This window comes from Rhizobium sp. NFACC06-2 (assembly GCF_900101425.1).
GTDB classification, from domain to species: domain Bacteria; phylum Pseudomonadota; class Alphaproteobacteria; order Rhizobiales; family Rhizobiaceae; genus Agrobacterium; species Agrobacterium leguminum.
On the sequence record NZ_FMVA01000003.1, the window covers coordinates 69232 to 92447 of the forward strand.

The following is a 23216-nucleotide window of genomic DNA, read 5'->3' on the forward strand; positions in this document are numbered from 1 at the left end:
AACATGAAAATTTATGATCGTTTTTGATTGACATTGTGCTTTTGGATGCGCGATATCTGCCATCAAAGGAGGCGGGCCGGTATCGGCTCCGCGAATGCAGACAGATATTGGGAGGAAGACATGACGGGAAAATCCCGCCTTCTCGAAAGCCGTTGGGATGATGCCTATGCCAGAACGCTCGATGAGCCGGGCAAGCTGCTTTATCGCTCCAATCTGCTCGGTGCCGACAAGCGCATCACCAATTATGGCGGCGGCAACACATCCGCGAAGGTGCTTGAGACCGATCCGCTGACGGGCGAGAAGGTCCGCGTCATGTGGGTGAAGGGCTCCGGCGGTGATGTCGGCACCATCAAGCTCGATGGTTTTGCAACGCTTTATCTGGACAAGCTGGAAGCGCTGAAGGGCATTTACAAGGGTGTCGAGGATGAGGACCGCATGGTCGGCTTCCTGCCGCATTGCACCTTCAACCTCAATCCGCGCGCGGCTTCCATCGATACGCCGCTGCACGGTTTCGTGCCTTACGATCATGTCGACCATATGCATCCGGACGCGATCATTGCCATCGCCGCCTCGAAGAATTCGAAAGAGCTGACGCAGCAGATTTTCGGTGACGATATCGGCTGGCTGCCCTGGCGTCGCCCCGGTTTCCAGCTCGGTCTCGATCTGGAAGCTTTCGTCAAGGCCAACCCGAAGGCCAAGGGCGTCGTGCTGGAAAGCCATGGTCTCTTCACATGGGATAACGACGCCAAGGCGTGTTATGAACTGACGCTTGCCATCATCAACAAGGCGATCGAATGGTTTGCGGCCAAGACCGAAGGCAAGACGATTTTTGGCGGCGCGGTGGCGAAGAGCCTGCCCCTTGCCGAACGCCGCGCCATCGCCGCCCGGCTGATGCCGGAAATCCGTGGCCGCATCGGCCGTGAGGAACGCAAGCTCGGCCATTTCGACGATCAGGACGCGGTTCTCGAATTCGTCAACTCGAAAGACCTGAAGCCGCTCGGCGCACTCGGCACATCCTGCCCGGATCACTTCCTGCGCACGAAAATCCGCCCGCTGATCCTCGATCTCGATACGGCGAAGCCGGATGTGGACGCGCTGACGGCGGGTCTCGACAAGGCGCTTGAAGCTTACCGCGCCGATTATACCCGCTACTACGAGGCCTGCCGCCACGACAATTCGCCGAAGATGCGCGATCCGAATCCGGTGATTTTCCTGATCCCCGGCGTTGGCATGTTGTCCTTCGCCAAGGACAAGGCCACCGCCCGCATTGCCGGCGAATTTTACGTCAACGCTATCAACGTCATGCGTGGTGCATCCACCGTGTCCGAATATCAGGGCCTTCCCGAACAGGAAGCCTTCGATATCGAATATTGGCTGCTGGAAGAGGCGAAGCTGCAGCGCATGCCGAAGCCGAAGAGCCTTGCTGGCCGGGTGGCCTTCGTCACCGGCGGTGCTGGCGGTATCGGCCGGGCGACGGCGGAAAGGTTGGCGGGCGAGGGCGCCTGTGTGGTTTTGGCAGATATTGACGAGGCGGCGCTGGAAGCCGCCAAGGGCGATTTCGTCAAGCGCTACAGCACTGACGCGGTGCGTACCGTCAAGCTTGACGTGACGAAAGAGGATGCCGTCATCGCAGCCTTCGCGGAAGCGAGCGTGGAATTCGGCGGCGTGGATATTCTCGTCTCCAATGCTGGCATCGCTTCCTCCGCGCCGGTGGAAGACACGACGCTTGCCATGTGGAACAAGAATATCGACATTCTCGCCACCGGCTATTTCCTCGTTTCGCGGGAAGCGTTCCGGCTGCTGCGGCGTCAGAATCTCGGCGGCAACGTGGTGTTCGTCGCCTCGAAAAACGGTCTCGCTTCCTCGCCCAATGCCTCCGCCTATTGCACGGCGAAGGCTGCGGAAATTCATCTGGCCCGTTGCCTCGCCCTCGAAGGAGCGGAAGCCGGCATTCGCGTCAATACCGTCAATCCCGATGCCGTGCTGCGCGGTTCGAAAATCTGGAGCGGCGAGTGGCGCGAACAGCGCGCGGCTTCCTCGAAGATCGAAGTGACCGATCTGGAGGAACATTACCGCAAGCGCTCGATGCTGAAGCTCAATGTCTTTCCGGAAGATATCGCCGAGGCGATCTACTTCCTGGCGTCCGATGCCTCCGCCAAGTCGACGGGCAACATCATCAATGTGGATGCCGGTAATGCGCAGAGTTTTACGCGATAGGGTGTCGGTGGATATCGACATATAAAAAGACACGATGCTTTGAGAAGTGGCGAAAGTCCCACCTTCGTCATTCCGGCTCAAGGCCGGAATGATGGGGTGGTGGCGTCGCGGGCCGAAGCACCTGTTGTGTTCATTGCCTGGGAGGAAGAGATGACCGAGACAAAAATCGCCGCCGATGTGATCGCGGCGGAAAACGACAAGCGTGCTCACGCGCTGAAGGACGATTATCAGGCGCTGGGCAACCAGCTTGCTCGCCGCAATATCGATATCGAGGCCGTTACGGCCAAGGTCGCGGAATTTTTCGTCGCCGTGCCCTCCTGGGGCGTTGGCACCGGCGGCACCCGTTTTGCCCGTTTTCCCGGCACGGGCGAGCCGCGCGGCATTTTCGACAAGCTGGATGATTGCGCCGTCATCAACCAGCTGACACGGGCGACGCCCAACGTTTCCCTGCATATTCCGTGGGATAAGGAAGACCCGAAGCGATTGAAAGCCCATGCCGATGCGCTGGGTCTCGGCTTCGACGCCATGAATTCCAACACGTTTTCGGATGCGCCCGGCCAGAGCCATTCCTACAAATACGGTTCGCTCAGCCACACGGATGCCGCCACGCGCCGGCAGGCCGTCGAGCACAACATCGAATGCATCGAAATCGGCAATGCCATCGGCTCGAAGGCGCTGACGGTGTGGGTGGGCGATGGTTCGAACTTTCCCGGCCAGAGCAATTTCACCAGAAGTTTCGAGCGTTATCTCGCCGCCATGGCCGATATCTACAAGGCGCTGCCGGATGACTGGCGCATCTTTTCCGAACACAAGATGTACGAGCCGGCCTTCTATTCGACCGTCGTGCAGGACTGGGGCACCAATTACCTCATTGCCAATACGCTCGGCGAAAAGGCCTTCTGCCTCGTCGATCTCGGCCATCATGCGCCGAACACCAATATCGAGATGATCGTCGCCCGGCTCATCCAGTTCGGCAAGCTCGGCGGTTTCCATTTCAACGACAGCAAATATGGCGATGACGATCTGGATGCCGGTTCAATCGAGCCATACCGCCTGTTCCTCGTCTTCAACGAGCTGGTGGATGCCGAATATCGCGGCGTGAAGGGTTTCCATCCCGCCCATATGATCGACCAGTCGCACAATGTGACGGACCCGATCGAAAGCCTGATCTCCAGCGCCAATGAAATCCGCCGTGCCTATGCGCAGGCATTGCTGGTGGATCGCGCGGCCCTCGACGGCTACCAGCAGGATAATGATGCGCTGATGGCTTCCGATATGCTGAAGCGGGCCTATCGCACCGATGTGGAACCGATTCTTGCTCAGGCGCGGCAATTGGCGGGCGGCGCTATCGATCCGGTCGCGACTTATCGTGCGAGCGGCTATCGCAGCCATGTTGCGGCGAAGCGCCCGGCTTCGGTTGGCGGCAGCGGCGGGATTGTATAGGGACGTCCCTCACACCCGTCACCCCGGACTTGATCCGGGGTCCAGTGCGATCAAGTCCTTGATCGGGCAAGAGTCTTTCACGGCGCAGACGCGCCGTGGCTTGGATGCCGGATCGAGCCCGGCATGACGGAAATAGTGTCACTTTCCCGAAGGCGATTGCCGGCGCACCTGAAACGTGTGCTCCGGCCCGGGAAACGCCCCCGAGCGAACCTCATCGGCATAGGCGGCCGCTGCTTCCGAGACCGCCGGGCCCAGATCGGCGAAACGCTTGACGAATTTCGGTTTGAAATCGGTGAAAAGGCCAAGCATGTCGTCGGAAACGAGCACCTGCCCATCGCAGGCCGGCGATGCGCCGATGCCAACCGTGGGCGCGGCGAGTTTTTCGGTCAGTTCGCGGGCGAGCGGCTCGACGGTGCCTTCAACGACGATGGCGAAGGCGCCCGCCTGATCCACCGCAATCGCATCGCGCCAGATTTTTTGCGTTTCCGCATCCGAATGCCCGAGCGAGCGGAAGCCGCCGGCGGTGTGCACCAGCTGCGGCATCAGCCCGACATGGCCGAACACCGGAATGCCGCGCGCCACCAGAAAGGCGATGGTCTCGGCAATTTCCTCGCCGCCTTCCAGCTTCACGCCGTCGCAGCCGGTTTCCTGCATCAATCGCACGGCATTGCGGAACGCCTGTTCCTTGGATTCCTGATAGGTACCGAAGGGAAGATCGACGATGACGCAGGCATGTTCGACGCCGCGCATGACGGCGCGGCCATGGGCGATCATCATGTCCAGCGTGACGCCGACCGTCGTGTCCATGCCGTAAAGCACCATACCGAGGGAATCGCCGACCAGAAGCAGATCGCAATGCGGATCGAGAAGGCGGGCAATCGGCGTGGTATAGGCGGTCAGGCAAACGATGCGCGCCTCGCCCTTCATCTGCCGGATGGAGGCCGTCGTCAGCCGCTTGTGTTTTCCATGGGCGCTCATTCGGCCGCCTCCCGTTGATTGATCCTGTCGCGCCCGACGACGCGGTTGTCGAGGAGCCTCGTGCTGCCAAGCCTGACGAACAGCGCCACCAACACCGGCCCCGCCTGCAATGAAGCGACGGGGGCGAGCGTATCGGGATCGCGCACTGCGACGACTTCCGGCGAGGCCAGCGGCTCGGCGGCGATGAATTTTTCTATCGCGGCTTCGAATGCTGCGGGGTCGTCAAAACCCTCGCCATAAAGCCGTTCCGCTTCGTCCAGCGCGCGCGGCACGATCACGGCCGCGGCGCGTTCTACGGGGTTAAGATAGACATTCCGGGAGGAGCAGGCCAGCCCGTCCGCCTCGCGCACAGTGGCGACGGGAACGACCCTGACAGGTTGGGCAAGGTCCTCGACCATGCGGCGGATCAGCGTTACCTGCTGATAATCCTTCTCGCCGAAATAGGCCGCGTCCGGCTGAACGAGATTAAAAAGCTTGGTCACGACGGTCGCGACACCGGCAAAATGCCCCGGCCGAACCGCGCCTTCCAGCTGGCTTCCCAGTTCGGGTACATCCACCACGGTCTGCATCGGGCGCGGATACATCTCGGAGACTTCCGGTGCGAAAAGAATGTCGATGCCCGCCTCTTCCAGCAATGCGCTGTCCCGGGCGAGATCGCGGGGGTAACGGGCGAGATCCTCATTCGCACCGAATTGCAGCGGGTTAACGAAGATCGAAACCACCGTCACGTCGTTTTCCGCCTTGGATTGGGCAACGAGCGTCAGATGGCCGATATGGAGAAAGCCCATGGTCGGCACGAAGCCGATGGTTTTACCCGCACGGCGAAAGGCGGCGGTGGCATCCCGCAATTCGGCGACGGTTTTTACAAGCTGCATGGGTCTCCTCCGGCTTCCCCAATCGCTGCCCGGCGAAAGGTGCTGGATAGAACTCGATTTGCCGAACGGGGTCAACGGACGCATCGGGATTATCGATTAACCCTATGACGACTTTTAAGAAAACCGGTGCCAGGACAGATGGCGGCGATCACTCCACCCAGAGCGGTTTCCTTTTTTCGGCAAAGGCCAATCGCCCCTCCCGCGCCTCGTTGCTGCCGCTGATCGTGGCGATGACGCTTTCGGCAAAGGCGAGCCGGTCGCCTGCGGGCATATCGCGCATCTTCAGCAACGCCGCCTTTCCAGCCGCGATGGCGCCCGGCGCATTCTGCCGCAACCGGGCGAGAACATCCCCGACTACGCCATCGAGTTCGGCCGACGGGATGGCCCGATTGACGAGGCCAAGACGCTCCGCATCAGCGGCGTTTATCGCGGCTCCAAGATAGGCCATTTCCTGAAGCTGGCTCAGGGGTATCTTCGCCAGAAGCTTTGCCGCCACCATGGCCGGGAAAAGCCCGACACGGACTTCCGGCAGGCCGAATTCGGCATGGTCGGCGGCATAGGCGAGATCGCAAGCGGCGACGAGGCCAAGTCCGCCGGCCAGAACCCGACCGTTGATGCGGGCGATGACGGGCCTGTCGCAGCCCTCGATGGCACGCATCACATCGGCAATAGGGTTGGTTCCATCCCGCGAGAGGAACATGCCGCCGGCGCTTTCTTTCAGATCGGCCCCGGAGCAGAAGCTGCGGTCTCCCGCAGCCGTTATCACCACGGCGCGCAGGCCGCCATCACCGGATGCAGTGCGGATGGCCGTCGTCAGGGCGTCCGTCATCGCGGCATTCAAGGCATTGTGCACCTCCGGCCGGTTGAGCGTCAGCCAGAGAACGTCCTTGCGCCTTTCGCTCAACAACTCATCCGCCATGCGCGTCACCCTCCTGTCTTGCTGCAAGCAGCGCCTTGCCGGCGCGGGCCGCATTCGGTCTGCCGAGATGCCGGCTGATCCAGTCTCCGGTTTTTGCCACCGCCATCAGGTCGATACCGGTTTTAATGCCAAGCCCCTGCAGCAGATAAAGGACGTCTTCGGTGGCGACATTGCCGCTCGCCCCCGGTGCAAAGGGGCAGCCGCCCAGCCCGGCGACGGAACCGTCGAAGACGGAGATACCTTCATCCAGCGAGGCCAGCACATTGGCGACGCCCTGCCCATATGTATCGTGGAAATGCATGGCAAGTTTTTCACGCGGGATGCGGGCAGACACCCGCTTGATGAGATTGCGAATCTGGTCCGCCGTGCCAATGCCGATCGTATCGCCGAGCGAGATTTCGTAACAGCCGAGCGCGATGAGCGCTTCGGCCATCGCCGCTACGTCATCTTGTGCAACCGTACCGTCATAGGGGCAGCCGGCTATGCAGGAGACGTAACCGCGCATTAGGATATTCCGGCCGGCCGCGGCTGATGCGACATCGCGCAGGCGCTCGAGGCTTTCGGCGCGCGAGCAGCCGATATTGTGCTGGCTGAACCCTTCGGATGCGGAGACGAAAACGGCGATTTCCGTCACGCCGGCATCAAGGGCGGCCTCGAAACCTTTCATATTGGGAACGAGCGCCGGATAGGCGGTGCCGGGTCGCCTTTCGAGGCCCTGGAACACCTCTTTCGAACCCGCCATTTGCGGCACTTTTTTGGGTGAGACGAAAGCACCCGCTTCCACCGCCTCCAATCCGGCTGCAGCCAGCCGTTCGATCAGCTCGATCTTGATGGCGGCTGGAACCTCGGCGCTTTCGTTCTGCAAGCCGTCACGCGCGGCCACTTCGACGATTTTGACGGTTTGAGGCCAGCTCATCTCAGCTGCCCTCCGGCTCGAAATCCACTAGCACCGCACCGGCTGCGACCATATCGCCCTCGTTGCAATTGATGGCCGTGACGGTGCCTTTCGCCGGCGCGCGGATCGTGTGCTCCATTTTCATCGCCTCCATCACCACAAGCGCCTCGCCCGCTTCAACCGCGGCACCGTTGCTGCTCAGCAAGGCGCGGATGACGCCGGGCATAGGTGCTTCCAGACCGCCGGTATGGGGAGCGGAATCCGCGATATCGACAGGATCCGGCTGGCTGATGCGATAATGTTCGCCACCCAGAAAAAGCGCGTAACGGCCATCCTCTGCAAAGAAATGGCCCTGCCTTTTCCTGCCTTCCACCGTCGCACGGAATTTACCGTCCTCGAAAAGGTTGCCATAGGCGCTGATCGCCCGTCCGTCGATCTCCAGCGAAAAACCCTCCGCCGCATGCGTGACGCCCACACTCAGCGGCTGGTTGTCAAACACGAAATAAAGCGTTTCCCTTGCCGGCGCGTTGAGGCGGAAGGCGGCCGTCATGTTCCATGGGCTATGGGGATCGGCCTGCGAACCCGGCTTTCCGTTTTTCTGCCGCGCAAGCAGCAGGCCAAGCGCAGCCATGGCTATCTCGTTCCCGTCCGTTGCTACCGGAGCAAACAGCGCCGCTTCGTTACGGGCGATGAAACCGGTATCGAGATCGGCGTTCGCGAAGGCCGCCAGTCCCGCAAGCCGCTTCAGAAAGGCGGCATTGCTGGTGACGCCACAGATCGCCAGATTTTCGAGCGCCAACCGCAGACGCCGGACCGCCGATGGGCGATCTCGGTCCCAGACGATCAGCTTGGCGATCATCGGATCGTAATGCACGGTGATGGCGTCGCCGGCGCGGATGCCGCTGTCGATCCTGACGTGAGGGCCCTGATCGGGAAAAACCAGATGGCTGACCGTGCCGATCGACGGCAGGAAATCATGTGCCGGGTCTTCGGCATAAATCCGCGCCTCGATGGCGTGGCCGTTTATGCTCAGATTCGCCCGGTCTTCCGGCAGGGCCTCTCCGTTGGCGACGCGGATCTGCCATTCGACGAGATCGAGACCGGTAATATATTCCGTCACCGGATGTTCGACCTGAAGCCTCGTATTCATTTCCATGAAATAGAAGTCGCCGGAAGGGTCGAGCAGGAATTCCACCGTTCCCGCGCCGCGATAATCGATGGCGCGGGCGGCGGCGACCGCCGCTTCATACATGCGCTGCCGAAGTGCATCGGGCAGGCCGGGGGCAGGAGCTTCCTCTATGACCTTCTGGTGCCGGCGCTGGATCGAGCAATCGCGCTCGAAAAGCGAAACACAATTGCCGTGGCCATCGGCAAAGACCTGCACTTCCACATGGCGCGGCTGCTCGAGATATTTTTCGATCAGCATGCGGTCATTTCCGAACGCGGCCACCGCTTCGCGTTTTGCACCGGCAAGCTCCGCTGCGAAGTCGCGCTTTTGCCGGACGATGCGCATGCCCTTGCCGCCGCCGCCGGCCGAGGCCTTGAGCAGCACCGGATAACCGACCTTGTCGGCCTCGCTTGCCAGCCGTTTCTCCGCCTGTTCATCGCCGTGATAACCCGGCACGACGGGAACGCCAGCCTTCGCCATCAACGCCTTCGCCTCGCTCTTCCCGCCCATGGCGTGGATTGCTTGCGGAGGCGGGCCGATGAAAACGAGCCCTGCGGCGGCACAGGCCTCGGCAAATCCGGCATTTTCGGAGAGAAAGCCGTAACCCGGATGGATCGCTTCCGCGCCGCTTGCCCTGGCGGCGGCGATGATTTTTTCGCCATCGAGATAGGAGGCGCGCGCCGGTGCCGGGCCGATGGCAATGGCCTCATCGGCCAACGCCACATGCATGGAATTGCGGTCGGCCTCCGAATAGACCGCGACGGTGCGGATGCCCATCCTGGCGGCGGTGCGGATGATGCGGCAGGCGATTTCGCCGCGATTGGCGATCAGTATTTTCGAGAACATCGCCGCCTCACATCCTGAATATGCCAAAACGGGTGGGTTCTATCGGCGCGTTGAGCGCGGCGGAAAGCCCGAGGCCGAGTACCAGACGGGTATCCTTCGGGTCGATGATGCCATCGTCCCAAAGTCGCGCGCTGGCATAATAGGGATGGCCCTCCCGCTCGTATTTTTCCCGGATCGGCTGTTTGAACGCCTCTTCTCCTTCCTTCGACCAGTGGCGGCCATCGGCCTCGATGCCGTCGCGGCGGATTTGCGCTAGAACGGACGCCGCCTGTTCGCCGCCCATCACGGAAATGCGGGCATTGGGCCACATCCACAAAAAGCGCGGTGAATAGGCCCGCCCGCACATGCCGTAATTGCCGGCCCCGAACGAGCCGCCGATGATGACGGTGAATTTCGGCACTTTAGCCGATGCGACAGCGGTAACGAGCTTGGCGCCATCCTTGGCGATGCCGCCCGCCTCATAGGCCTTGCCGACCATGAAACCGGTGATGTTTTGCAGGAAAACGAGGGGAATACCGCGCTGGCAGCAGAGTTCGATGAAATGCGCGCCCTTCAGCGCCGATTCCGAAAACAGAATGCCGTTATTGGCGATGATGCCAACAGGATAACCATGGATATGGGCAAAACCGCAGACCAGCGTGGTACCGTAAAGCGCCTTGAACTCATCGAATTCGGAACCGTCCACCAGACGCGCGATGATCTCGCGCACCTCGAAGGGTTTTCTCGTATCGGCGGGAACGATGCCATAAAGCTCTTCAGCCGGATAAAGCGGCTCCGCCGGCTCGCGAATATCCAGCTCCACCTGTTTGCGGCGGTTGAGGGTGGAGACGATCCGCCGGGTCAGCGCCAGTGCGTGGCGGTCGTCATGGGCATAATGATCGGTGACGCCGGATTGCCGGGAATGCACATCCGCGCCGCCCAGCTCTTCCGCACTCACCACCTCGCCGGTCGCGGCCTTTACCAGCGGCGGGCCGCCGAGAAAGATCGTGCCCTGATTTTTGACGATGACGGACTGGTCACTCATGGCAGGCACATAGGCCCCGCCCGCCGTGCAGCTGCCCATCACCACGGCAATCTGGGCGATGCCTTGCGCCGACATGTTGGCCTGATTGTAGAAGATGCGGCCGAAATGATCGCGGTCGGGAAATACCTCGTCCTGATTGGGCAGGTTCGCGCCGCCGGAATCCACCAGATAGATGCAGGGCAGGCGGTTCTCCGTGGCGATTTCCTGCGCGCGCAGATGTTTCTTCACCGTCAGCGGATAATAGGTGCCGCCTTTTACCGTCGCGTCATTGGCGACGATCACACATTCGCGGCCCGAGACCCGGCCGATGCCGGTGACGATGCCAGCGGCGGGAACGGGTTCTTCATAGACCTCGTAAGCTGCGAATTGCGAGAATTCGAGAAATGGGCTGCCGGGATCGAGAAGTGTTTCGATCCGGTCGCGCGCCAGCAATTTGCCGCGGGAAAGATGCCGTTCACGGACCTTGTCACCGCCGCCTCTGGAGATTTTTTCGACGTGTTGGCGCAGGTCATCCACCAGACCCGACATGAAATCGACATTGGCAGCGAAGGCGGGGTCGCGGTTCAGACGGGAAGTAAGCTTCATCGTGTCCTCACCCGTTGCCCTTGACCAGTTCGCGGCCGATCAGCATCCGGCGAATTTCGCTGGTGCCTGCGCCGATCTCATAAAGCTTGGCGTCGCGCAGCAGCCGTCCGGCCGGGCTTTCATTGACATAGCCGGAACCGCCGAGAAGCTGGATGGCATCCAGCGCCACCTGCGTCGCCCGCTCGGCGGCGAAGAGGATCGCGCCCGCCGCATCCTGCCGTGTGATGCGGCCATTGTCGCAGGCCCGCGCCACGGCATAGACATAGGCGCGCGACGCATTCATGGCCGAATAGATATCGGCAAGCTTGCCCTGCACCAGCTGGAATTCGCCGATGGGTTTGCCGAACTGCTTACGCTCACGCGCATAGGGCAGCACCAGATCGATGGCCGCCTGCATGATACCGACGGGGCCGGCGGCCAGCACGGCGCGCTCGTAATCCAGCCCACTCATCAGCACCGTCACGCCGTCATTGAGGCGGCCGAGAATGTTCTCTTCCGGCACCTCGCAATCCTCAAACACCAGTTCTGACGTGGGCGAGCCGCGCATGCCAAGCTTGTCGAGTTTCTGGGCAGGACGAAACCCCTTGAAGCCTTTTTCAATCAGAAAAGCGGTGATGCCACGTGGGCCGGCCGACATATCCGTCTTGGCGTACACCACCAGCGTATCGGCCTCATGGCCGTTGGTGATCCACATTTTCGCGCCGTTCAGCACATAGTGATCACCTTTGCGCTCCGCCTTCAGCCGCATTGAGACGACATCCGAACCGGCCTCAGTCTCGCTCATGGCGAGTGAACCGACATGTTCACCGGAGACGAGCTTCGGCAGATATCTGTGCTTCTGCTCTTGCGTTCCCCAGCGGTGAATCTGGTTGATGCAGAGGTTGGAATGGGCGCCGTAGGAAAGGCCGATGGAAGCGGAAGCCCGGCTTATCTCCTCCATCGCCACGCAATGGGCGAGATAGCCCATGTCGGCACCACCGAATTCTTCCGAAACGGTGATGCCGTGCAGGCCGAGCTCACCCATTTGCGGCCAGAGTTCACGTGGAAAACGGTCGTCGCGGTCGATCTCCGCCGCCAAAGGGGCAATTTTATCATCTGCGAATGCGCTTGCGCTGTCGCGCAATGCTGCGATTTCCGGGCCGAGATCGGCATCGAAAATGGCGGCGAGGTTCAAACTCATCGCGTCTCCTCCTCCGGACGGCCCTTGCCGCCGTCCCTTTTATCAGCAGCCGGCACCTCCTCCGCGCCGGCAGCCCTCGATTACGGCGCGTCACCCCCGGTGAAGGCGGCGGAACGGCGCACGAATGTCTTGATGGCGAAATTGGACTGGATGCGCGACACGCCGGGAACCGTGGTCAGGAAATCCAGAAGCTCCTGATAATGCGGCAAATCCCGCACCATGGCGTGGATCAGATAATCCGAACTTCCGCTGGTCTGGTAACCGCCCACGACTTCGGGAATGGAAGCGACATGGTGTTCGAAGGTCGTCAGCGCTTCCTTGATCTGCCGCTCCAGCGTGACGGAGATGAAGACACCCATATTGCCGAGCAGCCGGTTCTCATCGAACACGGCGGTATAGCCACGAATGATCCCTTCCTCTTCCAGCTTGCGCACGCGTCGCAGCGTCGGCGTGAAGGAAAGACCTATCCGCGCTGCAAGATCGCGCCAGCTCACCCGCCCGTCATCGCCGAGCACATGCAGAATCTTCCGGTCGAAACTGTCGAGCTCAATCATGGATCATTTGCTCTATGATATGACTAATTGTTGGATCAAAGATATCGCCAATCAAAAAACTGTCAATCAAAATAGCTTTGAAATGAATTCGAGATAGTGATAGCGTTCACCTCAGTCGCGGTCTGGAGGAGATTGCGATGACGGTCGTTCTCTCAAGCGGGAGGATGGCCAAGGGAGGTGAATTTGGCTTTGCATGACCCTGTCGTGATCGTCGGGGCCGCCCGTACTGCTATGGGTGGGTTCCAGGGCGAATTCAAATCGGTGGCCGCGCCCGATCTCGGTGCGGCGGCGATCCGTGCGGCTGTTGAGCGGGCTGCGGTTCCACCTTCTGATATTGACGATGTGCTGATGGGTTGTGTGCTTACGGCGGGGCAAGGGCAGGCTCCGGCCAGACAGGCGGCCATTGCCGCCGGAATCCCCAACTCGGTTGGTGCGACGACCATCAACAAGATGTGCGGCTCTGGCATGAGGGCGATCATGCTGGCGCATGACCAGCTTGCGGCGGGAAGCTCTTCCATCGTGCTTGCGGGCGGTATGGAAAGCATGAGCAACGCGCCCTATCTCTTGGACCGCGCCCGCAACGGCTATCGTCTCGGCCATGGCAAGCTCACCGACCACATGTTTCTGGATGGTCTCGAGGATGCCTATGACAAGGGTCGGCTGATGGGCACTTTCGCTGAAGATTGTGCTGAAGCCTACCAATTCACCCGTGCCATGCAGGATGACTATGCGCTGACCTCGCTGGAGCGCGCCCGGCGTGCCATCGCTGAAGGGGCTTTCGAAGCGGAAATAGCGCCCGTCGGGGATATCTCGGTGGACGAGCAGCCAGGCAAGGCGAAGCCGGAAAAAATCCCGCAACTGAAGCCCGTCTTCCGCGATGGCGGAACGGTGACGGCGGCCAATTCCAGTTCGATTTCCGATGGCGCTGCCGCTCTCGTTCTCATGCGTCGCTCCGAAGCGGAAAGGCGGGGCCTTTCACCGCTGGCGACCATTATCGGCCAAACCTCTTATGCGGATGCACCCGCCGGATATCCAACGGCTCCCATCGGCGCGATGAAAAAGCTGTTCGAAAAAACCGGCTGGGCGGCGAAGAATCTCGATCTGTTCGAAATCAACGAGGCCTTTGCCGTGGTGGCGATGGCGGCAATGCGCGATCTCGATTTGCCGCATGACAAGGTGAATGTGCATGGCGGAGCCTGCGCTCTCGGCCATCCGATCGGCGCTTCCGGCGCGAGGATCGTCGTCACCCTGCTGGCCGCTTTGCAGCGCCACGGGCTGAAACGGGGCGTGGCCGCCGTCTGCATCGGCGGCGGCGAAGCAACCGCGCTCGGCATAGAGCGACATTAAGGGGAGGCGGCGATGATCCTGAACGAAGCCCAGCAGCAGATCAGGGACATGGCCCGCGATTTCGCCCGCGAGCGGCTTGCCCCTGGGGCTGCTTCACGTGACCGGGAAAGCCGGTTCCCGAAAGACGAGCTGAAAGAAATGGGTGCGCTCGGCTTCCTCGGAATGCTGGTCTCAGAAGACTATGGTGGGTCGGAAACCGGTGCCGTTGCCTATGCCCTTGCGCTGGAGGAAATCGCTGCCGGTGACGGGGCGTGTTCCACCATCATGAGCGTGCACAATTCGGTCGGCTGCGTGCCGATCCTGAAATTCGGCACTGAAGACCAGAAGCAGCGTTTCCTGCCGAAACTGGCCTCCGGCGAATGGATCGGTGGTTTTGCGCTGACCGAACCGCAGGCCGGTTCCGATGCGTCCAACCTGAAGACCCGCGCCCGGCGCGATGGCGACCGATATATTCTCGATGGCGCGAAGCAATTCATTACTTCGGGCAAAAATGGCGATGTCGTCATCGTCTTTGCCGTTACCGATGCGGAGGCGGGCAAGAAGGGCATCAGCGCGTTCATCGTGCCGACCGATACGCCGGGTTACGAGGTCATCCGGGTCGAGGAAAAACTCGGCCTGCATTCATCCGATACCTGCCAGATCGCCTTCACCGAGATGGCGGTCCCAGCCGAATTTCGGTTGGGCGAAGAGGGGCAGGGGTATCGCATCGCGCTTGCCAATCTGGAAGGCGGGCGCATCGGCATCGCCGCGCAGGCGGTCGGCATGGCGCAGGCCGCCTTCGAGGCCGCGCGGGATTATGCCCGCGAGCGCAAGGCCTTCGGACAGGCAATCATCGAGCATCAGGCGGTGGCGTTTCGCCTCGCGGACATGGCGACGCGGATTACGGCGGCGCGGCAACTGGTGTTGCATGCGGCGGCGCTGAAGGAGGCGGGTGAGCCCTGTCTTTCGGAAGCTTCGATGGCCAAGCTCTTCGCGTCCGAAATGGCCGAGCGTGTCTGCTCGGACGCCATCCAGATTCACGGCGGTTACGGCTACATGGCGGATTATCCGGTGGAGCGGATCTATCGCGATGTGCGCATCTGCCAGATTTACGAGGGAACCAGCGATGTCCAGCGGATGGTCATCGCGCGCAACCTCTGAAAATTGTTTCGTCGTCTAAAGGAGATGGCGATGGGAGGAGTAGAATGGATATTACCGAAACCACGCATCTCAGCCTGCATGTGCCGGAGCCAGCGGTGCGGCCCGGTGACCAGCCGGATTTCTCCAATGTGAAAATACCCAAGGCCGGCTCCGTGCCACGCCCGGAGGTGGATGCCGCCCCTGAAAGCATGCGCGATCTCGCCTATTCGATCATCCGTGTCCTCAATCATCAGGGTGAGGCCGTCGGGCCGTGGGCCGGGCTGCTCTCGGACGAGGAATTGCTGGTGGGCCTCAAAAACATGATGCGGCTGCGGGCTTTCGATGCCCGCATGCTGATGGCGCAGCGGCAGGGCAAGACGTCCTTCTACATGCAGCATCTGGGTGAAGAGGCGGTGAGCTGCGCCTTCCGCAAGGCGCTTTCCAAAGGCGACATGAATTTCCCGACCTATCGGCAGGCAGGGTTGCTGATCGCCGATGACTATCCGCTCGTCACCATGATGAACCAGATCTATTCCAACGAACTGGATCCGCTGCATGGGCGGCAGTTGCCGGTGCTTTATTCCTCGAAGGAGCATGGTTTCTTCACCGTCTCCGGCAATCTCGCCACGCAATATGTGCAGGCGGTCGGCTGGGCGATGGCGTCGGCCATCAAGGGCGATACGAAGATCGCAGCCGCCTGGATCGGCGACGGCTCGACGGCGGAGTCGGATTTTCACTCGGCGATGGTCTTTGCCTCCACCTACAAGGCTCCGGTGGTCCTTAATATCGTCAATAACCAATGGGCGATTTCCACCTTTCAGGGCATCGCGCGCGGCGGCTCCGGAACCTTTGCGGCGCGCGGGCTGGGCTTCGGCATTCCCGCACTCAGGGTCGATGGCAATGATTATCTTGCCGTTTATGCCGTGGCGCGCTGGGCGGTGGAACGGGCGCGCCGTAATCTCGGCCCGACGCTGATCGAATACGTGACCTATCGTGTCGGCGCCCATTCCACCTCCGATGATCCGAGCGCTTACCGCCCCAAGACGGAGTCCGAAGCATGGCCGCTGGGCGACCCGGTTCTGAGGCTCAAAAAACACCTCGTCCTGCGCGGCGTCTGGTCGGAGGAAAGGCACCGACAGACGGAGGCGGAAATTGCCGATGAGGTGCTTGAGGCGCAGCGCGAGGCAGAAAGCCACGGCACGCTGCATGAGGGTGGCAAACCGCCGAAAAAGGATATTTTCGAAGGCGTTTACGCCGAGATGCCGCCGCATCTCGCCCGCCAGCGCCAGAAGGCAGGGTGGTGACCATGGCAAGAATGACGATGATCGAAGCCGTCCGCAGCGCCATGGATGTGTCCATGGAGCGCAGCGACGATGTCGTGGTGTTCGGCGAGGATGTGGGCTATTTCGGTGGGGTCTTCCGCGCCACGCAGGGGCTGCAGGGAAAATACGGCAAGACCCGCTGTTTCGATGCGCCGATCAGTGAATCCGGCATTGTCGGCACCGCCATCGGCATGGCCGCTTATGGCCTGCGGCCCTGTGTCGAAATCCAGTTCGCGGATTACATGTATCCCGCCTATGATCAGATTACCCAGGAGGCGGCGCGTATCCGCTATCGCTCCAATGGCGATTTCACCTGCCCCATCGTTCTCAGAATGCCGACAGGCGGGGGCATTTTTGGCGGGCAGACGCACAGCCAGAGCCCGGAAGCGCTTTTTACCCATGTCTGCGGGTTGAAGGTTGTTGTTCCCTCCAATCCCTATGACGCCAAGGGACTGCTGATCGCATCCATCGAAGACCCCGACCCGGTGATGTTTCTGGAGCCGAAGCGGCTTTATAACGGTCCCTTCGACGGGCACCATGACCGGCCGGTAACGCCTTGGTCCAAGCACGAGATGGGGGAAGTGCCGGAAGGGCACTACACCATTCCCATCGGCAAGGCGGAGATACGCCGTCCCGGAAACGCTGTCACCGTCATCGCTTATGGCACCATGGTGCATGTGGCGCTGGCGGCGGCGGAAGAGACGGGCGTGGATGCCGAGATCATCGATCTGCGCAGCCTGCTGCCGCTCGATCTCGATACCATCGTGAAGTCCGTCTCCAAGACCGGCCGCTGTGTCATGGTGCATGAAGCGACGCTGACCTCCGGCTTCGGGGCCGAAGTCGTGTCCCTGGTGCAGGAACATTGTTTTTATCACCTCGAGGCTCCTGTCGTCCGCGTCGCGGGCTGGGATACGCCTTACCCCCATGCGCAGGAATGGGACTACTTTCCGGGACCGGCCCGTGTCGGGCGCGCCCTTGTCGAAGTCATGGAGGCCTGATTATGGCGGAATTCGTTCTCACAATGCCTGATGTCGGTGAAGGTGTGGCGGAAGCCGAACTGGTGGAATGGAATGTCAAACCGGGCGATATCGTCCATGAGGACATGGTGCTGGCCGCTGTCATGACGGACAAGGCGACGGTGGAAATCCCGTCCCCGGTGGCGGGCGTCGTTACCTGGCTCGCCGTGACGGTCGGAAATACTGTGCCGGTGAAGGCACCGCTCCTGCGCATCGAAACCGATGTCGCCGCCGCCGCTCCCAATGGCAGCGTGCCGGAAGCGGAAGTACCGACCCAATTGACGGAAGCGCCTGCCGACATGACGGACACGCCGCCACCCGTTGAAGCCCAGCCGACGGCGCGAGAGCCCGAGGAGGCGCCGCCGCCCACCGCCGAACCGCATCATAAACCGCTGGCGTCTCCCGCCGTTCGCCAGCGCGCCGACGATCTCGATATCGATCTCACCAAGGTCAAGGGCACGGGGCCGGACGGGCATATCACCCATGCCGATCTCGATGGGTTTTTAACGGTACGGGGTCGGCCGGAACGCCCTGAACCTGTAGCGCCGCACGACAGCGCCGTCGAGGAAGTGAAGATAACTGGACTGCGGCGCAAGATTGCCGAGAAAATGGTGCTGTCAGCCTCCCGCATTCCCCACATCACCTATGTCGAAGAAGTCGACGTGACCGATCTGGAGGATCTTCGCGCTACGATGAACGGCAACCGCCGTTCCGGGCAGCCGAAACTGACGATCCTGCCGTTTCTGATGCGTGCGCTGGTGAAAGCCGTGGCCGATCATCCCGGCATGAATGCCACTTTTGATGACGAACAAGGGGTCGTCAGCCACTACGAGGCGGTTCATATCGGCATCGCCACGCAAACGCCGGCGGGCCTGACGGTTCCAGTCGTGCGCCACACGGAAACGCTTGGCCTTTGGGAATGCGCCGAAGAAGTTGCGCGCGTCGCGGAAGCCGCCCGCACCGGCACGGCGCATCGGGAAGAGCTTATGGGGTCCACCATCACCATCAGTTCCCTGGGGAGCTTGGGCGGCCTTGTTTCGACGCCCATCATCAACCATCCTGAAGTGGCGATCATCGGCGTCAACAAGATCGTGACGCGGCCGCTCTGGGACGGGAACCGGTTTGTACCGCGCAAGATGATGAACCTCTCCTCGAGCTTCGATCACCGGGTCGTCGACGGCTGGGATGCGGCGGTCTTCATCCAGGCCGTAAAGGCGCTCCTGGAAAAGCCGGCACTGATATTCATCGACGGCTGAGGTTTCATCCAAAGGCTTTTTTCCGTGAAGCACTCCGGCTTCATGGAACTGTTTCGCTGTCGGTATAGGCTTGCGTTCGTCATCTTCGGGTATAGAAGAGAAGAACGAGAAGCATGTTTTCTCATCATGATCATAGTGGCGGAAGAGGGCGCTCCGGTGCCCGGCGGTCCGCCCTCCGCCGGCAACCGAATGAAGAAGAAGGTCCTCCCATGCGCACTCCCAAACCCGTTGTCCTGACTATTCTCGATGGCTGGGGGCTGAACGAGGACACATCCAGCAATGCGCCGGTGCTGGCGAATACGCCCACCATGGACCGGCTTTTCGCCAGCTGCCCGAATGCGAGGCTTACCACCTTCGGCCCGAATGTCGGTCTGCCCACCGGGCAGATGGGCAATTCGGAAGTCGGCCACACCAATATCGGCGCTGGCCGCATCGTCGCCATGGATCTCGGCCAGATCGATCTGGCGATTGAGGATGGCAGCTTTTTCCGCAATGCGGCGATGCTTGATTTCGCCGCCACGGTGAAGGCCGCGGGTGGTGTGGCGCATCTGATGTGCGTCGTCTCCGATGGCGGCGTCCATGGCCATATCCTCCACGGTCAGGCGGCGGTGAGGCTGATGATCAGCCACGGTCTGAAGGTGGTGGTACATGCCATCACCGACGGCCGCGATGTCGCGCCGCAATCGGCTGAAGATTTTGTGGCGGCGCTGGTGGCAAGCCTGCCGCAGGGGGCAAGCATCGGCACGGTAATCGGCCGCTATTATGCGATGGATCGCGACAATCGCTGGGAGCGCGTCGAGAAAGCCTATGACGCGATGGTTCTCGGCAAGGGAGAACATGCGCGGGATGCGGTGAGCGCTGTTGCCCAGAGCTACAAAAACAACGTCACGGATGAATTCATCCTGCCGACGGTGATCGATGGTTATGAAGGTTTCAAAGCCGGCGACGGCCTGTTCTGCCTGAATTTCCGCGCTGACCGCGCCCGTGAAATTCTCCTCGCCATCGGTGCGAATGATTTCGACGGTTTTGCGCGCGAAAAGCCTGTGCTTTCAGCACTGCTGGGCATGGTGGAATATTCCACTCGCCATAATGATTTCATGACGACGGCTTACCCGAAGCGCGATATCGTCAATACGCTGGGCGCATGGGTGGCGAAGCAGGGGCTCACGCAGTTCCGCCTTGCCGAGACGGAAAAATATCCGCATGTCACCTTCTTCCTGAATGGCGGCAAGGAAGAGCCGGAGGTCGGCGAAGACCGTTTCATGCCGAAATCCCCTAAGGTTGCGACCTACGATCTGCAGCCGGAGATGAGCGCGCCGGAAGTGACGGAAAAATTCGTCGAGGCAATCGGCAAGGGTTACGATCTGATCGTCACCAATTACGCCAACCCCGATATGGTCGGCCATACCGGCGACCTTCAGGCCGCAATCAAGGCCTGTGAAGCCGTGGATCGTGGGCTTGGTGCGGTCGTTGCCGCCCTCGAAAAAGTGGGTGGCGCGATGCTTGTCATTGCCGACCACGGCAATTGCGAAACCATGGTCGACCCGGTGACTGGCGGCCCGCATACGGCGCACACCACCAATCCGGTGCCGGTGATCCTTTTCGGTGGCCCGGAAGGTGCGAAGCTGCATGACGGCATTCTTGCCGATGTCGCGCCTACCCTGCTGCAACTGATGAATGTGCCGCTGCCGCCGGAAATGACGGGCAAAAGCCTGATCGACCTCTAATCACACGCCGTCGCGCGGGAGGGTTCCAGCCCCGCGCGCCGAACGAGCGTTTGCGTTATGGCTGCTTTGCGTAGAGGCGGTCGTGAACCAGCATGCCGGCAATCATGGCGCCGACGAAAAGAACGACCGGCATCAGCCCGAGGGCGAGAGCCGATAGTGCCGGGCCGGGGCAGAAACCGGCAAGCCCCCAACCGACGCCGAAAATGGCCGAGCCTGTTATGAGCGGCCGGTCGATGCGGGTTTTTGCCGGAAGACTGAAATCCTCTGCTAGGGCCGGTTTGGCGAGACGTCGGCTGAGCAGCACACCCGGCACGGCGACCATCACTGCGCCGCCGAGAACGAACATCAGGCTCGGGTCCCAATGGCCGCTCGCCACATCTAGAAAACCGGAAACACGGGCCGGATCGACCATGCCGGAGAGCGAGAGGCCAAAGCCGAACAGCGCTCCTGCGGCTAATGCCAGGACAACACGCGCCAAGGCTGGATTTTTCATGACAGGGCTCCCTTTATCGTCGCGGCGCAAATACCGGTAATCAGGAAGGTGGCGGTCGCGGCGACGGAGCGCCGGGAAAATCGCGCCAGCCCCATGATGCCATGGCCGGACGTACAGCCGGAGCCCATGCGTGTGCCAAAACCCACCAGCAGTCCTGCAATGAGGATGAGCGGCCATGGTGAAACTATGGTGACGGCAGGCAGCCGGCCGAATGCGGCGGCATGGATATATGGCCCGGCCAGCAAGCCGGCGACGAAGGTGAGATCGGCAAGACGCCGTTCCCTGCCGAGCATCTTGCCCATGATCCCGCTGATGCCGGCGATGCGGCCGTTGAAAAGAAACAGCAGAATGCTGGCAAGACCGAGCAGCATGCCGCCGAAAAGAGAGGGCCAGTAGGGGCTCACGGGGTCTCCTCCTCCGGCGCGCAGAATATGGTGTAAAGGGCCTCGATCAGTTGCGCCGCTTTCGCTTCGCTCAGTTGGTAGAAGATTTGCTTGGCGTCGCGCCGGGTTTCGACCACACCGGCTTCCCGCAGGACGCCCAGCTGCTGGGAAAGCGTCGGCTGGCGAATATCCAGCTTGACCTCCAGCTCACCAACGGAAAACTCCCCCTGCGCCAGCGTGCAGGCGAGCATCAGCCGCGCGGGATGGGCAAGCGTTTTCAGAAGCAGCGCGACCTCGACAGCCCGCTCTTCCATGGCGGGGAGAGGGATTTCTGCAATATGCCGGGGCTTTTCCAGCGCGGTTTCCTTTACCATATGCTGCCCTCCAGCACGTCGAGCGGAAATTTCAGGTAACGTTTGCCATTCGCTTCCGGCTCCGGGAGGCGGCCGCCGCGAATATTGACCTGCAAGGCGTGAAGAATGAGCTTCGGCATCGGCAATGTGCGATCCCGCGCTTCTCTGAGGCGGATGAAACCCTCCTCCGTCATGCCGGCAAGATGCGGATTGCTGCGTTTCTGTTCGCCGACCGTGCTTTCCCATTTAGGCGCGCGGCCACCGGGCTGATAATCGTGGCCGGTGAAAAGCCGTGTTTCATCGGGAAGGGCGAGAATGTCCTGGATCGACGCCCAGAGTTCCCTGGCGCTGCCGCCGGGGAAATCGGCGCGCGCGGTGCCGGAATCGGGCATGAAAAGCGTATCGTGCACAAAGGCGGCATCACCCACCACATAGGTCACGGAAGCGAGCGTGTGGCCGGGCGAAAACAGCACGCGCGCTTCAAGGGAGCCGATATTGAACCTGTCGCCCGCCTCGAACAGCCGGTCCCATTCCGAGCCGTCGGTTTTGAAATCCGGCCAGTTATATTTCTCCTGCCAGAGCTTCTGCACGCCGGTGACTTTCGCGCCGATCGCCGTCTGCGCGCCGGTCTTCTGCTTCAGATAATGGGCGGCGGAAAAATGGTCGGCATGCGGGTGGGTATCGAGAATCCATTCCACCGACAGGCCCTTGCTCTCCACATAATCCAGAATGGCGTCGGCATTCATCGTTCCGGTTGCGCCGGATTTCTCATCGAAATCATAGACCGGGTCGATAATGGCGCAACGCTTGGTCGCCGGATCGGAAACGACATATTGCACGCTCCATGTGCGCGGATCGAAGAATGCCTTGACGTGCGGAACCGCCGCAGCGCGCCGTTCCAGCCAGCGGGTGGCGCCGGAAAGGTCAAAGCCATGCGCCTTGCCAAAAGCCTCGATATCGTCCCTTTCGATGCGCCCATCCAACGCTTCCCCGAGAACATGAAGCGTGAGCGCGCGGGTGCCGCCCTTGCAATGGGCAAAAACGGGGCCCTCCGCTTCCGCCATTTTCTGCTGGAAGGCGCGGATATCGGCTTCGGTAATAGTAGGGCCGCTGACCGGGATGAAACCATAATCCATGCCCGCCGCGCTGGCGGCGCTTTTTTCCTGCGCATTGCCCGGCTGGCCGGGCTCTTCACCATCAGGCCGGGCGTTGATGATGCTTTTATAACCCTGGGCGGAGAGCGATGGGAAATCGCCGATCATCGGCTGGCCCGCAACTGTCAGACGCTCGTTGATCTTCACGGCATCCATCGGCACCTCCTGTTGTAATAATTTAATATATATTATTATATAATGTATATTGTATGTTTGCAAGGGCGCGGACTGCCCTCGTTTCCGAATGTCCCCTGCCGTATTTTCAGGAAAGGTTCGGAAGGAAATCCTAGAGACGGGATTTCTTCGTTTTGTGACGGGTGGGCGGAGATTGCCTGTATCTGACATGCAAAAACATGCCTTGT

At 61.0% G+C, this 23216-nt stretch carries 20 protein-coding genes; 8 read left to right on the forward strand and 12 right to left on the reverse strand.

Features of this window, described 5'->3' with window-relative positions; genetic code table 11:
* Positions 1 to 120: 120 nt before the first annotated feature.
* Both F3H58_RS07235 and rhaI read left to right on the forward strand, forming a co-directional pair.
* Positions 121 to 2217, forward strand: coding sequence for a bifunctional rhamnulose-1-phosphate aldolase/short-chain dehydrogenase (locus tag F3H58_RS07235; RefSeq protein ID WP_149741713.1), 2097 nt, complete (start codon positions 121 to 123; stop codon positions 2215 to 2217).
* Between the two features lie 150 nt (positions 2218 to 2367).
* Positions 2368 to 3660, forward strand: a complete 1293-nt coding sequence (gene rhaI / locus F3H58_RS07240) for an L-rhamnose catabolism isomerase (RefSeq protein ID WP_149741714.1) — start codon at positions 2368 to 2370, stop codon at positions 3658 to 3660.
* Positions 3661 to 3798: 138 nt separating this feature from the next.
* Here rhaI and panB read toward each other — a convergent pair whose 3' ends face one another.
* From panB to F3H58_RS07280, 8 genes are all read right to left on the reverse strand, one after another.
* Positions 3799 to 4638, reverse strand: a complete 840-nt coding sequence (gene panB, locus F3H58_RS07245; protein WP_149741715.1) for a 3-methyl-2-oxobutanoate hydroxymethyltransferase — start codon at positions 4636 to 4638, stop codon at positions 3799 to 3801.
* Complete coding sequence (gene panC, locus F3H58_RS07250; RefSeq protein WP_149741716.1) at positions 4635 to 5513, reverse strand: pantoate--beta-alanine ligase; 879 nt, start codon at positions 5511 to 5513, stop codon at positions 4635 to 4637. The genes panB and panC overlap by 4 nt, the downstream gene beginning before the upstream one ends.
* A 148-nt stretch (positions 5514 to 5661) precedes the next feature.
* Complete coding sequence (locus F3H58_RS07255; RefSeq protein ID WP_149741717.1) at positions 5662 to 6432, reverse strand: enoyl-CoA hydratase-related protein; 771 nt, start codon at positions 6430 to 6432, stop codon at positions 5662 to 5664.
* The gene (locus F3H58_RS07260) at positions 6422 to 7348 is read right to left on the reverse strand and encodes a hydroxymethylglutaryl-CoA lyase (protein WP_149741718.1); all 927 of its coding nucleotides are present in this window, start codon (positions 7346 to 7348) and stop codon (positions 6422 to 6424) included. The genes F3H58_RS07255 and F3H58_RS07260 overlap by 11 nt, the downstream gene beginning before the upstream one ends.
* A 1-nt stretch (position 7349) precedes the next feature.
* Positions 7350 to 9341, reverse strand: coding sequence for an acetyl/propionyl/methylcrotonyl-CoA carboxylase subunit alpha (locus F3H58_RS07265; RefSeq protein ID WP_149741719.1), 1992 nt, complete (start codon positions 9339 to 9341; stop codon positions 7350 to 7352).
* Between the two features lie 7 nt (positions 9342 to 9348).
* Positions 9349 to 10950 (reverse strand): carboxyl transferase domain-containing protein, encoded by a 1602-nt coding sequence (locus F3H58_RS07270; protein WP_149741720.1) that lies wholly within the window; start codon positions 10948 to 10950, stop codon positions 9349 to 9351.
* Positions 10951 to 10957: 7 nt separating this feature from the next.
* Positions 10958 to 12130 (reverse strand): isovaleryl-CoA dehydrogenase, encoded by a 1173-nt coding sequence (locus F3H58_RS07275; RefSeq protein WP_149741721.1) that lies wholly within the window; start codon positions 12128 to 12130, stop codon positions 10958 to 10960.
* An 80-nt stretch (positions 12131 to 12210) separates the two neighbouring features.
* The gene (locus F3H58_RS07280) at positions 12211 to 12684 is read right to left on the reverse strand and encodes an Lrp/AsnC family transcriptional regulator (RefSeq protein WP_035221263.1); all 474 of its coding nucleotides are present in this window, start codon (positions 12682 to 12684) and stop codon (positions 12211 to 12213) included.
* 231 nt (positions 12685 to 12915) lie between these two features.
* Between F3H58_RS07280 and F3H58_RS07285 the strand changes: the two genes are divergently transcribed.
* The 6 genes from F3H58_RS07285 (at position 12916) to gpmI (ending at position 20471) form a co-directional block, all read left to right on the forward strand.
* The gene (locus F3H58_RS07285) at positions 12916 to 14031 is read left to right on the forward strand and encodes an acetyl-CoA C-acyltransferase (protein ID WP_502706415.1); all 1116 of its coding nucleotides are present in this window, start codon (positions 12916 to 12918) and stop codon (positions 14029 to 14031) included.
* A gap of 12 nt (positions 14032 to 14043) precedes the next feature.
* On the forward strand, positions 14044 to 15171 hold the full coding sequence (locus F3H58_RS07290) for an acyl-CoA dehydrogenase family protein (RefSeq protein ID WP_149741723.1): 1128 nt from the start codon (positions 14044 to 14046) through the stop codon (positions 15169 to 15171).
* Between the two features lie 44 nt (positions 15172 to 15215).
* Positions 15216 to 16454 (forward strand): 3-methyl-2-oxobutanoate dehydrogenase (2-methylpropanoyl-transferring) subunit alpha, encoded by a 1239-nt coding sequence (locus F3H58_RS07295; RefSeq protein ID WP_149741724.1) that lies wholly within the window; start codon positions 15216 to 15218, stop codon positions 16452 to 16454.
* 2 nt (positions 16455 to 16456) lie between these two features.
* Positions 16457 to 17470 carry an alpha-ketoacid dehydrogenase subunit beta gene (locus tag F3H58_RS07300; RefSeq protein ID WP_059753514.1) on the forward strand — a complete coding sequence of 338 codons (1014 nt, stop codon included), beginning with the start codon at positions 16457 to 16459 and terminating at the stop codon, positions 17468 to 17470.
* 2 nt (positions 17471 to 17472) lie between these two features.
* Entirely contained in the window at positions 17473 to 18744 is a 1272-nt protein-coding gene (locus F3H58_RS07305) for a dihydrolipoamide acetyltransferase family protein (RefSeq protein ID WP_149741725.1), read from the forward strand.
* Positions 18745 to 18953: 209 nt separating this feature from the next.
* Entirely contained in the window at positions 18954 to 20471 is a 1518-nt protein-coding gene (gpmI, locus tag F3H58_RS07315) for a 2,3-bisphosphoglycerate-independent phosphoglycerate mutase (protein WP_149741727.1), read from the forward strand.
* Between the two features lie 55 nt (positions 20472 to 20526).
* Here gpmI and F3H58_RS07320 read toward each other — a convergent pair whose 3' ends face one another.
* From F3H58_RS07320 to blh, 4 genes are read right to left on the reverse strand one after another with little or no spacing between them, the layout of a single operon-like run.
* Complete coding sequence (locus tag F3H58_RS07320; RefSeq protein ID WP_149741728.1) at positions 20527 to 20964, reverse strand: YeeE/YedE family protein; 438 nt, start codon at positions 20962 to 20964, stop codon at positions 20527 to 20529.
* Complete coding sequence (locus F3H58_RS07325; protein WP_149741729.1) at positions 20961 to 21368, reverse strand: YeeE/YedE family protein; 408 nt, start codon at positions 21366 to 21368, stop codon at positions 20961 to 20963. The genes F3H58_RS07320 and F3H58_RS07325 overlap by 4 nt, the downstream gene beginning before the upstream one ends.
* Complete coding sequence (gene bigR, locus F3H58_RS07330) at positions 21365 to 21721, reverse strand: sulfite-sensing transcriptional repressor BigR (protein WP_149741730.1); 357 nt, start codon at positions 21719 to 21721, stop codon at positions 21365 to 21367. Before bigR ends, F3H58_RS07325 begins: the two co-directional genes overlap by 4 nt.
* On the reverse strand, positions 21715 to 23010 hold the full coding sequence (gene blh / locus F3H58_RS07335) for a bifunctional sulfur transferase/dioxygenase Blh (RefSeq protein WP_149741731.1): 1296 nt from the start codon (positions 23008 to 23010) through the stop codon (positions 21715 to 21717). Before blh ends, bigR begins: the two co-directional genes overlap by 7 nt.
* Between the last annotated feature and the right edge of the window lie 206 nt (positions 23011 to 23216).